Source organism: Lactococcus petauri (assembly GCF_023499275.1).
In the GTDB taxonomy this organism is placed as follows: domain Bacteria; phylum Bacillota; class Bacilli; order Lactobacillales; family Streptococcaceae; genus Lactococcus; species Lactococcus petauri.
This window is the reverse complement of sequence record NZ_CP094882.1, coordinates 804,139-817,149: the sequence shown is the minus strand read 5'-3', so window position 1 is coordinate 817,149 and position 13,011 is coordinate 804,139. Positions and strand designations below refer to the sequence as shown.

General features: G+C 37.3%; 13 protein-coding genes. 3 read left to right on the top strand and 10 right to left on the bottom strand.

The genetic code is table 11. The annotated features are described in order from the left end of the window. Positions 1-7 precede the first annotated feature (7 nt). From cls to lgb_RS04075, 4 genes are all read right to left on the bottom strand, one after another. Positions 8-1,453, bottom strand: a complete 1,446-nt coding sequence (gene cls / locus lgb_RS04090) for a cardiolipin synthase (RefSeq protein ID WP_019293179.1) — start codon at positions 1,451-1,453, stop codon at positions 8-10. Between the two features lie 308 nt (positions 1,454-1,761). Further along, positions 1,762-3,255: an ABC-F type ribosomal protection protein Lsa(D) gene (gene lsa(D) / locus lgb_RS04085; RefSeq protein ID WP_019293180.1), complete on the bottom strand. Its 1,494-nt coding sequence runs from the start codon at positions 3,253-3,255 to the stop codon at positions 1,762-1,764. A gap of 53 nt (positions 3,256-3,308) precedes the next feature. Next, a complete protein-coding gene (locus lgb_RS04080; protein WP_019291881.1) occupies positions 3,309-3,470 on the bottom strand; it encodes a hypothetical protein in 162 nt (53 codons plus the stop codon). A 279-nt stretch (positions 3,471-3,749) separates the two neighbouring features. Next, positions 3,750-5,084, bottom strand: a complete 1,335-nt coding sequence (locus lgb_RS04075) for an amino acid permease (RefSeq protein ID WP_019293181.1) — start codon at positions 5,082-5,084, stop codon at positions 3,750-3,752. Between the two features lie 477 nt (positions 5,085-5,561). Between lgb_RS04075 and lgb_RS04070 the strand changes: the two genes are divergently transcribed. Next, positions 5,562-6,371: a Cof-type HAD-IIB family hydrolase gene (locus tag lgb_RS04070; RefSeq protein WP_019293182.1), complete on the top strand. Its 810-nt coding sequence runs from the start codon at positions 5,562-5,564 to the stop codon at positions 6,369-6,371. Continuing rightward, a complete protein-coding gene (locus lgb_RS04065) occupies positions 6,368-7,291 on the top strand; it encodes a LacI family DNA-binding transcriptional regulator (protein WP_019293183.1) in 924 nt (307 codons plus the stop codon). The genes lgb_RS04070 and lgb_RS04065 overlap by 4 nt, the downstream gene beginning before the upstream one ends. Positions 7,292-7,337: 46 nt before the next feature. Here the strand turns inward: lgb_RS04065 and lgb_RS04060 are convergent, their stop codons facing one another. From lgb_RS04060 to lgb_RS04050, 3 genes are read right to left on the bottom strand one after another with little or no spacing between them, the layout of a single operon-like run. Beyond that, a complete protein-coding gene (locus tag lgb_RS04060; protein WP_249663291.1) occupies positions 7,338-8,111 on the bottom strand; it encodes a DUF1295 domain-containing protein in 774 nt (257 codons plus the stop codon). Next, complete coding sequence (locus tag lgb_RS04055; protein WP_019291885.1) at positions 8,108-9,901, bottom strand: DAK2 domain-containing protein; 1,794 nt, start codon at positions 9,899-9,901, stop codon at positions 8,108-8,110. Before lgb_RS04055 ends, lgb_RS04060 begins: the two co-directional genes overlap by 4 nt. A 12-nt stretch (positions 9,902-9,913) precedes the next feature. Next, positions 9,914-10,309 (bottom strand): DUF2177 family protein, encoded by a 396-nt coding sequence (locus lgb_RS04050; protein ID WP_019293185.1) that lies wholly within the window; start codon positions 10,307-10,309, stop codon positions 9,914-9,916. A gap of 203 nt (positions 10,310-10,512) precedes the next feature. Between lgb_RS04050 and lgb_RS04045 the strand changes: the two genes are divergently transcribed. Next, positions 10,513-11,670, top strand: a complete 1,158-nt coding sequence (locus lgb_RS04045; RefSeq protein ID WP_019293186.1) for a DUF998 domain-containing protein — start codon at positions 10,513-10,515, stop codon at positions 11,668-11,670. Positions 11,671-11,704: 34 nt separating this feature from the next. On the opposite strand, the gene lgb_RS04040 is transcribed toward lgb_RS04045, so the two are convergent. Genes lgb_RS04040 through amaP form a run of 3 tightly spaced genes read right to left on the bottom strand, consistent with a single transcriptional unit; the run spans position 11,705 to position 13,003 of the window. Beyond that, the gene (locus lgb_RS04040) at positions 11,705-12,217 is read right to left on the bottom strand and encodes an Asp23/Gls24 family envelope stress response protein (RefSeq protein WP_019293187.1); all 513 of its coding nucleotides are present in this window, start codon (positions 12,215-12,217) and stop codon (positions 11,705-11,707) included. 31 nt (positions 12,218-12,248) lie between these two features. Continuing rightward, positions 12,249-12,434, bottom strand: a complete 186-nt coding sequence (locus lgb_RS04035) for a DUF2273 domain-containing protein (protein WP_019291889.1) — start codon at positions 12,432-12,434, stop codon at positions 12,249-12,251. 11 nt (positions 12,435-12,445) lie between these two features. After that, positions 12,446-13,003 carry an alkaline shock response membrane anchor protein AmaP gene (amaP, locus tag lgb_RS04030; RefSeq protein ID WP_019293188.1) on the bottom strand — a complete coding sequence of 186 codons (558 nt, stop codon included), beginning with the start codon at positions 13,001-13,003 and terminating at the stop codon, positions 12,446-12,448. Positions 13,004-13,011: the final 8 nt, after the last annotated feature.

Here is a 13,011-nt window from a genome sequence, read left to right as displayed (position 1 = left end):
TTTTTGTTTAAAGCATTGGACTAATGAGCCTTGCAAGCCCTTCTTTGAAGCGAATGCTTGTGCTTCGCTCTTCATATATCTCCATGGTCAATCGCTTGCTGACTTCAAGGTCTTTCTTAAAGTCTTCCCGTAATTTTTGCGAAATATCATAATCGTAAAGGACCATATTTCCCTCAAAACAAAGTTGGAGACTTCGATTGTCGAAGTTTGCTGATCCTACAGATGCATACTCCCCATCGATAATGAGGGTTTTAGAATGTACAAAGCCCTTCTCATAAGTATAAACCTTTGCTCCCATCTTAAGCAAGTCAGCTGCATAATAATAGGTCGCCCAATAAACCAATGGATGATCCGGTTTGTTAGGAATCATGAGCCGAACTTCCACCCCAGATAAAAGGGCTAATTTTAAAGATTCGTGCAGGGCATCATCGGGCACGTAATAGGGTGTTTGAATAATGATTTCACGTTCTGCACTGTTTATCATCTTCATATAGGTCATTTTTATTTGCGCTTTGACTTCGTCTGGACCAGAGGTCACAAACTGTGTAATGATCCGATCTTCTTCTAAGGCTGCTGGGAAGTACTCTTCTGCTTCTGATATTTCAAACTTATGCTGACTGTTCCAATCCATAATAAAGCGATTCTGCAACGAGTACACAACATCGCCTGTTAAACGGAGATGGGTATCTCGCCAGTAGCCAAATTTAGCCGTTTCTGTTGCATATTCGTCTCCCACATTGAAACCACCTGTGTAACCAATTTGACCATCGATAACGACAATCTTACGGTGTAGGCGATAATTTGTTCGCGGATTGATGAGGGATAAAATCAGTGGAAAGAAATAGGACACTTCTCCACCAGCTTTCGTCAATTCATCAAACTCACGCATTTTTGTTTTATTGCTTCCCCAAGCATCAATGAGTACTTTCACTTCAACACCACGTTTTACAGCTGCAGTAAGAGCATTCGTAAGTTCCCTTCCCAGATGATCCATCCGAAAAATGTAATACTCTAAATGGATGTGATGTTGGGCATTATGAATATCATCAAGCAGTGCATCAAACTTTGCACGACCATCTGTAAAGATTTTCACTCCGGTATTTGCTGAAATAACGGCTTTTTCTTCAACAAAAAGCATATGAATCAGCTGTGTGATACCATGATTTCTCGTTATTTTTTTTATAAATCCCTCTTCGTTATACACTCTCCAAGTACGTTTCAATTGCTCTTCAAATCCCACACGAAAGGCACGCTGCACCTTAAAAATGCGATAGTGTGCAATGCCACGACCAACTAAGATATATAAAATAAAGCCAAAGACAGGTAGAAGATTGACCACAAAGAGCCAAGCCCATGTTGTTGAGGTGCTTTTTCGCTCGCGAAAAATGATGGTCAATGATAAAAAGAAGTTTAGGACAAAAATAGATAGTTCAACAATGGCAAGAATCCCCAAAATAAAACTCCTTTTTCTAAAATTATTCTTATCTAATTATAGCAAATTAAGGACTGTTTCGCTTTTATTTTAGGTAATAATGCTTTTCGTAGAGTTTTTATTCAAAAAAAGTAAAAACGCCCGCTTCACCAACGGACGTTCTTACTTTTGTAAACATTTTATAGGAAAGTTTGCTCTTGGATAGAGAGCAATGTCTTTAAAATAATGCGCACGTAAAACGCTTTCATTCTTTCGACTTCTTTAGTATACAGGAATAAAAGGAACATGTCAAGAAATCTCTAAATTTTTTCAAATAAAAAAGCAGTGTGCTAAACGCTGCTTTTTACGAGTTCGATTTGGATATCTGCTACTTGATCAACAAAATACTGATCGTGCTCAATGACGAGCATGCTGGGCTTGCTGTTCTTTATCATTTGAATGATTTGCTCTTGATTAAAAACATCAAGATAGTTGAGCGGCTCATCCCAAAGATAAATGTGCGCTGGCTGACTTAAGGCGCGAGCGAGTTCGACTTTACGCTGCTGTCCTTGACTCATATTTTCGATTTTTTGCTCAAAAACTTTGCGCTCTACGCCTAACTTGCGCAAATTGTTGAGGAAAAGTTCTAATTCTAAGTTTTCTTCTTTAGCAAATTCATTTAGGAAACCTTTGTTATCGGCAAGCTGCCTTACTTCAGAAATGACCAAGTTATGAGCCAACTCAAATGAACCAGCATAACGTCCATTAAATTCTCCTGTGAGGACTTTCATTAGAGAAGATTTTCCTCGACCGTTTTCTCCTGTTAGGGCAATTACTTGGCCTTGCTCAAGTGTAAAAGACACAGGTTCAAAAAGAAGGTCTTCAAAGCCTACCGCTAAATTTTCCACTGTCAGTAAGCGTTTTTGATGGCTCTCTAAGACACTCATTTCCAAGCCAGGTACTTCTTCCCAATTTTTTAGAAGAAGTTCCTTGTCAGCAATATCCTCTTTCATGCGCTTTTCGAGATTTTTAGACTTTTGCATCATATTTGCTGCTTTTCGTCCAATAAAACCTTTATCAACACGTTTGGTTTCTGAATCAAAGCCTCGTTTCTTACGGGATTTTGTCGCTTCTAAATTGCGTGACCACGCTTCTTTTTCACGCGCTGTTTGCTTCAATCTACCGATTTCTTTCTTGAGTTTATCGTCTTGCGCCTTTTCCGTTAGATCGCGCAAACGTTTTTCCTCCTCGTAGACAGCAAAATTACCTGCGTACACTTGTAAATCCGCACGTTCTATAGCCATTGTATGATCCGTTGTTTTATTAAGAAATTGACGATCATGTGAGATTAAAATATATCCTTTCTTTTCTGCCAAATAGGCAGCAATTTTCTCACGTGATGCCTTGTCAAGATGGTTGGTTGGTTCATCTATGAGCGGATAATTGTGCTCATCCAAGAATAGAACTGCTAGCAGCATCTTTGTCTGCTCTCCACCAGAAAGACTATTGAAAGGACGCCATAAAGTGTCTAAGTCAACACCCATTAATGTTAATTCACGTTCTAGCTTCCACTGCTCAAAGTCAGCTAATTCCTGCAAGACAAATAAGGTCAGCTGCTCTTTATCATTAATCGTCTGAGGAAAATACACAAAGCTCTTATTTGTCTTTATGTCAATGTGTGCTTCCACTTCTCCGAGAAGGATTTTTAAAAGTGTAGTTTTCCCCCTCCCGTTACGGCCAACTAATCCCAGCTTCCATTGATCATCAATATTAATACTTACATTATCAAAAATAAGCTGATCGGTATAGCCAAATGTTAAATGATTTATTTTAATGTTCGACATTTTTCTCCTCTTCTAAAAGCTTATATGCTTTTTAAACCACACTGTTCTCATTTTTAGCTAAAACCTATCGTATAATGCTGCGAACTTGTGTGGGCTTTTGTTGCATGTTTAAGGCCTTTTGCCTGTATTTTCTTACCTGTTTGAACAGGTATTTTTTTCTGTGCTGCTTTAATTTTCTCTAATCGAGCTTGCATCTCTTTCTGTTTTTTATTCAAAATAAAAACTCCTTTTCTCTATTTTCGCATCCACAAAAATAGAGAAAAGGAGTTCAAAATAAGCCCAAAAAGGTCTTTATTTTTGAAAGTCTATTTCTATAAATCATGAATGCGAAAAAACATCTGCGGTCTTTCTTGCAGAACCGCTTTTAACGTTTTTTCAATTTTCATGACTTATAATTTCAATAGACCTTACCTCGCTTTTATTATTAAGATAAGTTTATCAAAACAAAAAAATACTGTCAAGAAAAATACTTGACAGTTTATTGTTTCATTTATTTATTCTTCTTTTTTACGATAGCTTAAAAGGCTAAGAAGGCAGACGACTAAGGCAAATACAGAAATTCCCCACGGGTTTGAAATCACAACATTGTAGCCCACAATAAGCAGTACAATTAAAGTAAGGATGGAAGCCGTCTTGACAAACCAACCACCAAGTCCTGTTTTAAAATAGAAAATAATCGCCGCAATCAAAAGCATCATCCATACAATAAGAATCGTATAAGAGATTGATCCTGCAAGATAGACAAAAAGATTATCGCCAAAAATAAAGGAGAGAATAGCTCCGATAAAGAGCATGCCTGAGCAAAAGATAATTGCTGCGACAGGGATTTGTTTCTTCGAGAGTCTACCTAGCGTTTGTCCGATTGGACCCTTCGCATCTTTGGCCCGTGAATAAACCGAACGTGATGTGGCATAAATAGCCGAGTTAATAACAGAAAAGAGAGCTAAAATAATAACAAAGTTAACAATCAAAGCTGCCCCTGGAATCCCAAGTTTTTCAAAAATTAAGACAAACGGGCTTTCTTTTGTTGTACTCAAAAACTTCCATGAGTAGAGCTCCACAAAGATAAACATTGGAATAACATAGAAAGAGAAAATACGGATAATAACTCCTCGAATCGCTCTTGGTATAGCTTTCTTAGGATTTTCTACTTCTGCAACCGTCAAGGCGATAAGTTCTGACCCACCATAAGAATAAAGAACGATAAGCATGGAATTAAACACTCCCTGCATGCCATTAGGCATAAATCCGCCATAAGTGTTCATTCTTCCAAGTCCGTCACTAAGGCCGAGGTGGAAAACTTGAGTTGCGACTAAATAAAGTCCCACAACAATCAAAATAAGAATGACAATAATTTTTGTCCAAGCCAGCCAATACTCTGTTTCCGCAAAGACACGTACTGAATAAAGATTTAGCCCCAAGGTAATAATAGCTACTATAAGTACAAAAATCCACGATGGAATTTGGGGGAGCCAAACTCCTAAAAATTGAGCAATGGCCGCTGATTCTGCTACCATAACAGCCATCCATAAGGACCAATAAACCCAGTCTGTAAAGTGGGCAAATCTTTTTCCCACATAAGGGGAGATGAGCCCTGCTAAACCAACAGTGTTCTCTTTTTGATGAATGATTATTTGGCCAACACCATGCATCACGACATATAAAATTACGCCAGCTAAAAGATAAGCAATCATTACCGCTGGACCAGCGGCTTGGATGGCGTTACTGGAACCAGCAAATAAGCCCGCTCCAATGGCGCCACCAAGTGATAGCATAATCACATGTCTCGTCTTCATTGAAGACTTCAGTTCTTGATTAGAATTTTCCAAGTAAAATCCCTCATTTCTATTTTTTTTGCTTCTTTAGTTTTTTATAAAAAAGGTAAAGCCCTGCTTGGATCACGATAGATTAACTTTAATGGTTTAACAAAAACTAAAGAGCGGTTAAATTCAAAAAGAAAAAGCCGGGTAATTTACCCGGCTTTTTATCACGGGCACAGATACTTTTTGAGAATACTCAAAAGTTGTATCTATGCCAAGCATAAACACAACTTATCTGCGCCAAAAGAAATAGACTGTCAATGGAAGTGTTTTGCTCATGTGATTTTCTCCTTTATGAATTTAAAACTTATTATACGTAAAAATATTTTAAATTGCAAGAATTTATACAGAATTATGTGAAAATTTATGAAATTCCAGTTTTTCTCCTCAATTTATCTTCCAAATCGGAAAAGCATATCGCTTGACATGGAACGCGTTTCATAAATTACAATGAAAGCATCAAAAAAACATAAAGGAGATTTAACGATGATTAAACACATTTTTACAGACATGGATGGGACACTTCTCGACACACGTGGCAGCCTTTCTGATACAAATCGCTGGTCAGTCTGCCTGAGTGATATCCCCGTTAGCCTTGTTTCCGCACGAAGCCCGATTGAGATGGGCCCTATATTGAATAAACTTCAGCTAAAGACACCACAGATCGCTTTCAACGGAAATCTAACTTTTACTCAAAATGAATTTGGGATTCAAGTGATTGAAAAGCACACCTTACCGGCTGATATTGTTTCCGCTCTTTTGGATTACTTCTCTTCAAACTTTCCAAACGTAAGCCTCAGCTGGTACAGCTTGGCACATTGGTACATTAAGAAACAGGACAAGGGAGTTTTCTTCCAAAAAGCCCTTACTGGAGCTGAACCACGTATTAAAGCATTTGACGGACAATCTGAAATCTACAAAATTATGCTGATGTCTTTCAACCCTGAAGAAATGCTACAAATTGAGCAAGTTTTGAAAGAGCTGGATATTCCTGATATCCATGTAACTCGTTCCACAGTACATACTTTAGAGATTACATCTGCTGAAAAAACTAAGGCTGATGCTGCGGAAGCTATTTTGGAAGAAAAGGAAATTAACTTTGAGGAAATTGCTGCAATCGGTGATGGACATAACGATATTCCGCTCTTGAAGGTTGCCGGTCTTCCTATCGCAGTAGATAATGCTAGCGAAGAAGTGAAAGCCCATGTTAAAATAGTGGTAGCTAAAAATACAGATCACGGTGTAACTGAGGCGCTCTCAGCTATTCGTGAAATCAACGAACAGGTAACCTTATGACATCTCTTTCTGATATTGCCAAACTTACTGGATACTCCAAAGCCACCGTTTCTCGTGTGCTTTCTGGTAATGGCTATGCCTCTCAACACACGCGTGAAGAAATCTTGAAAACTGCTGCCGAATTAGACTATGCGACAAATGCGATTGCTCAAGAATTGGCATATGGAGCTACACATAATATCGGTGTTGTACTTCCTTATATCAAGTCACCCTTTTTCAGCAAAATTTTAGAAGGAATCCTTGAGAAAAGCTTTGAAACAGGATATAAAATCATTATTCTCCCCTCAAACTATAATCAGGATTTAGAAATTGAATATCTAGAAAAATTACGTAAAAAGGCCTTTGAAGCCATCATTTTCACTTCACGTCAAGTACCTGAAGAGACGATTCTTAAATATCAGAAATATGGTCCTATCGTGCTCTGCTACAAACCTGAAAATTCAGGGATTCCAGCAACCTATGCAAATCGAATCCCTGCTTATCGTGAAGCCTTTGAATGGCTCAAGGAGCAACACTGTTCAAATATTGGCTTTCTCTTATCCAGAGGTAAAAGTCCAACAATCTCAACTACTCTACAGGCTTACAAGGATGTTTACCAACTTGAAGCAAGACCAGAGCAGATCAAATCAGGCCTTATCTCATCTGAGGATGCTTATCGCTTTGCTCCACAATTGACACAATTTGACGGAATTTTTGCTAATTCCGACGAAATTGCGGCCAATGTCTGGCGTTGGTTTGAAGAGCAAGGACTTCCTAAACCGATTATTGTAGGACAAGAACGTTTGCTTGCTGGACAATTGCTCAAATTACCCACCATTGACAACCATTGCCGTCAAGTCGGGCGGATGGCTTTTGAGCAGGCTGTTTCAAAAGCAAATAAACAGACCTCTGTTAACTCTGAGTTTATCCTTAAACGTTAACTGAGGCATGACATAAAAATCCCAAGAAATTTATCTTGGGATTTTTTTACAGTCCTTTCTTGCCGATGAAAGGGAAAAATTTAGGGGTGACTTGTGCATATGCTTGAAAATCTTTGCGCGCTTTGTATTTCCTTTCAAGTAATGGGACTCCAGAAACAAATAAGAGTAAACCAGTGATTAAAAGTGGACTCACGATCAACCAAAGATCAGAAATGTCTGTAAAAGTGATCAAGAAGATGCCCCACCAACATGCAGCTTCTCCAAAATAATTCGGATGTCGTGTCACTGACCACAAGCCGCTGGTCAATAATTTTCCTTTGTTTTCTTTATTCTTCTTAAACTGTTCCAGTTGCCAATCACCTATTACTTCAAAAACAAAACCTATCAGCCAAACCACTACTCCAAGAATTTGCCACCAGAAAATTTGACTTTCCGGGCGGTGATTGCTTTGCATGATTGGCAACGCAATAATAAAAAGTAAAAGGTACTGAACCATAAAGACGGAGAAAAAAGCCTTTAGTTTTGGCGCGTGACTCCCCCATCTGCGGCGCATGTTTGTATAGCGATAATCTTCGGGTTTGTTCCAATTGCGTCGGGCTAAATGAACGAATAACCTCACACCCCAAAGCCCAACCAAAACCAAAATTGCTCTATTTTGCATGGTTATTTGAGTATTGAAGAAATAGCTTAAACACGCTGTTAAAACAAAACCTCCGCCCCATGCTATATCGATTAATCCGTAGTTTTTCTTCTGGTCTGCTACTTTAAACCAGCAAATAAAATAAACAAGCAAAACCCCTAAAACTATTCCATAAATCATAACTGCTCCTTTGTAATTCCAGCGACAGCGATACTTCCCGCTCCCGCAGAGATAGCAATGGCAGATGAACTCTCAATCACCTTATAATCATTGCCTGTTTTTTCTTTTAATATTTTCTGCCAATCCTCTATATCACCTTGGGCCAAGACATGAGTCAGAGCAATATCTTCAATCTGTCCACTTTTTGCTAAGGATTGGATTTTTTTGAGTATTTTTTTCATACTTTGCTTCTGACTTAAGGAAGCACCGATGAGTTTCCCATTGCCCGTTTTGTCTAGACTAATTATTGGATGAAGTGAGAGTTTTTGAGCTATTGCTCCCAAAGACTGAGGAATTCTTCCTGACTGTATCATCGGAGATAAGTCAGCTACTGCCACATAGATGAAGATTCTTTCACGTAGCTGCTGGATTTCTTGCACAAGCTGTCGGATAGGAACTTTCCTCTCCGCAAGTTGGGCTGCCCGTTGTACAAGTAAACCTTGAGCAACAGAGTTTAATCGTGAATCAATGAGATGAATCCAGTTTTTCGAATAATTTTTTTCTTTGATACGTTGCTCAATCAACTGATATGTGCCACTAAGTTGTGACGCTACCGTGATAACAAGCACATGTTCATACTTACCTTCCAAAAAAGAGAAAAGCGCATCAATCGTTTGGATGCTTGGCTGTGAAGTACCCATCTTAAGATTTTCATCTGCTTTTTCTTTGATGAGTTGTGCATTAATTGTCAACTTGTCTAGAAAATTTTGGTCTCCCACAGTGACATTTACAGGTAAAACATGCACTTGATGTGCAAGCACAAATTCTTGAGGTAAATCAGCAATAGAATCTGTAACAATCGCTATTGGAGCTAACATTTGTTGAGAAATTTCGTACTGTAGGCGCATATCGTCTACTTTTTGGTAGATAATTTGTCCGTATTTTTCTAGCTTTGCCAAGACCTTTTGAGGCTCATTAGTGTGCATATGGATTTTTAACTGTTTAGCATTTCCTGCAGTAACCATTGAATCGCCCTTTTCTTGCAGTACTTCTCGTAATTGAAGTTCAGAGATTTGGGGTGCTTTGATGATAAATTCGGAACAGTATCTGTAACGCGGTGCTTCAGCTATGATATGATTTACCGAAAGTTCTTTAACCCTCTCTAGACCGTCATCTGCCTCTTCATCCCCAACTTTTAAAACTCTACCACAGTAAAAGTCTGTAAAACCAAGGATGAAATAATAAAAACCTTTCGCCCCTGCATCTACCAACTTATTTTTCCGTAACAAAGACATTTGAAATTGCGTAGCATTTAGTGCTTCTTGTGCTTCTGCTTTTGCTTCTAACAATGCCTCTTCAAAGGAGTGATTCAATCTATAATTTTTTTCCAGTGTAATAGACCAGGCACGCATTACTGTTAAAATAGTCCCTTCCTTAGGATCTATTAACGAACTATAAGCTTTGTTTACAGCTTGTTCTAAAGCTTCCACAAAACTTTCAAAATTCGTTTCTGCTTTCTGGTAGTTCTCAGCCACAGCACTTAAATATTGGGCAAAAATGATTCCTGAATTTCCTCGAGCACCAATAAGTGCAGCTGCTGATATCTCATCTAAAAGAATATCCATAGGATAATTTTTCATCGGCACATTGTCAATAATAGCTTGCATTAATGAGGCAAGATTACTACCTGTATCTCCATCTGCCACAGGGAAAACATTTATTTTATTCAGCTCTTCTTTCTGAAGGATTACTTTTTCTGCCCCAGCTCTAAAACTCTGTAACAAGCGATAATTTTCATTTTTTTCTCCCACTTCTTTCTCCTTCTAAAGCTGTGTAGCAATTATATAAGTGAGTGTTGCACTAAGGGAAGTCACAAAACTCCCCCAAATAATATCAACAATTGTAATTTTCAATGGCCAATCGCTCAATGTCGCAAGATTTGTCAAATCATATGTGGCATAACATACTGCTCCAAAAAAAGCTCCGGCTAAAAGAACATAAGAAAGGCTTTCTTTTTCTTGTCCAGGTATCAAAACAAAAAATACAAGTGCAGCCACATAAATAAGATAAAAAATGACGGCAGGCAAAAGTTTGATTTGCCCCATCAGATGGCCAATATATGGTTGATAAAATTTTTTATTTGCAAAGATTAACCATAAACTATCTAAAATAAGGAAAATTACTGCATTGATTAAAAACAACTTTAAAAATTGAAACATCTTATACCCCTTTTCCACTTCGTATCCTACTTGGCAACCGATTTCATTTCATTAATTTTAACACTTCTCTTTTAAATTAGCGAAAAACTTAACTCAAATCTTTCAATTCAGAAAATTTTCATTTCTTAAATGAATCGGAGAAGTTAAATCGTCAAAATATTGATATAATAATAAGAATAGGAGTTAAAAAATGGAGAAGATAAATGAAAAAAATAATTGAAATTCCGGATGAAGTTGCGGATAAATTTGAGCAACAAAACTATAAAATGTCAGTCGAGCAAAATCAGATTGTCTTAAAAAGTGACGTTGATCAGCTTGATGCACAAAATTTTTCGTTACACTATATGCTTATTCCCAGTTTATTAAGTTTAGTTATCTCGCTACTTACTTTCTTTTTAAGTGGTCATTCTCAGATTAATTTTACGGGCGGGCGGTATCATTCTGTCGCTGGAATTAGCATGCTGTGTGCGACAATTATTGGCTTTGCAACCTTCCTTTGGGTTTATGCCAAGCAAAATACCTCACCACAAAAACGCATGCTTAGCCGTATAAGAGAACTTGTCACAATCAGCCTTGCCTATACCTTGATTGTTTTTGCGGTTCAAGCATTAATTTGGTACATTTTGGGGATGACCTTTGTCGGAGTAACTCTCGATCGCTTCACAGCTTCTTTTGTAGCTGCTCTCTTTTCAGCTATTGTTTTTTACTTTTTGATTTTTTTTGCAGCCTCTGTTAAAATTTCTCATCTGATTATCTTATTGTTTATTACCTTTATTGGTGGTATTTTCCTTTCCATGGCCACTAATGGTCAAAATGGCTGGTGGCAATACAACTTTAGCTTTTTAGGAACAGGTGAAGCTAAAAATCAGTGGCAATTTAATTTTACGATGATTTTTTCTGCTTTGATGCTATTAACGATCACTGATTATTTATTTATGGATTTTCAAAAAAGCGACTTGTACAATTTCAAAGTCAAAATTGTTCAAGCTTTCTACTATGTCATTGCTCTGTTTATTGCTGGTGTAGGTATTTTCCCCGCTCAATCATGGACAATGACCTTTCACAATGCCTCTGCGTATGGTATTGTTTTGTGCATTATTATCTTGATAGTATTAAGTAAATATCTGTTACCCCAAATTTCGAAAGAATTTCTCAGCATGTCAGCTATTGTTTTCGTCGCTCTTGTTACTTCAGCAATTTTATTTCTGAAAGTTCATTATCTGTCTCTGACGGTTTTCGAGATTATTGCCTTTGCAATTTCCTTTACATGGTTGGTTCTGATGATTAATGCTCTCCAAAAAATGCTTCATGAGTCGAGTATCTATCAAGTCAAAGTTGTCCAACTAAAGGAAGAGGTTTAATAAAAAAAAATAAGGAGAAAATCTCCTTATTTTTTTATTTTACACGTGGTTCATCATCATCGCTGACTTTGTCTTTCACTTGATCAACTTTTTCTGAAGTAAATCGTCCTGTTGATTTTGCTGCATCGCCTACTTTATCTTGAAGGCTTTGTTCATCTTGTTTTTGTTGTTCTTTCGTTTTAACATCGATAACATCTACGTTAACTTCTACAACTTCAAGGTCTGTCATGCCTTTAACTTCTTTTGAAACAACTTCTTTTATATTTTTATAAATGTCAGGAACATATTTCTTATATTCAGCTACGATTTTAAGATCAACCGCAACTTGTTGTTTACCAACTTCGACACCTACACCAGAAGTTACATCGTCCGTGTTTACGAGTTTTCCTGTGAGATTAGACAGGAAGCCACCATCAACTGCAAGCAAGCCGTCTACTTTTTCCAAGGCAAGTCCTACGATTTTTTGAATCACTTTATCTTCATAAGTTAAAGTTCCACTTACTGCATCAACTGAGTTATCAAAAGTTTTTTTGTTTTCTTGTACCATAGCTTCTCCTTTTTATTTATAAATTATTTAATTATTTTTTACCTATTTTATCAATATATCCTGTACGTTCGAGATAGAAACCAATATAACTACCAAGCGCGATGAGTAAAAACAGTAAGAGCATCTTCCAAAAACCAATTGTAAAGATACAGATAGCGATGATTGCTCCAATTGCCCCACCTATAATTGGATATTGATATTCTTCTAAAAGATTCATCTAACCTCCAATCATAACACACGTGAACTGCTTTTACTCTTTGGTGTTACAGCGTTCACTTTTATTTTCAAACTTAAGTGATGATTTACCCCGAGAAACTCTTTCAAGCCCTTACGAATTTCTTCTTCAATAAGCAAAGCCTTTTCTGAAATTTGCACACGAGGTATAATCTCACCTTTAATCGCAATTTTAATCTTATTTTTACCTAGCAAAGTATCGATTTTCGGGTCTTTAATATAACCATTTTCTCTGAGCGTTTCTCGCACAAAGCCTTCAATCGCAGATTTTTTAAGAAGCAGTTCTCCTCTACCCTCTCCTAAGACAAAGCCGGTATATCTTCTTGGATAGAAGATAATGACAAGTAAAAGAATGAGTAAGAGAATTCCTAAAATACCTGTTGCAAACAAGAAATATGTAGGCAAGTAGGGTCCAATATAAGGAACCTGCGCCATATCTGTAATTGGTTGGACTATATTAAATTTCCCGAGTGTGTAAAGAAACAGTGGTAGGATGATTGTAATAAGAAATAAATCAACTAAAATTAGAATAAATTTTTTTCCTTTTGACACATTTCCTC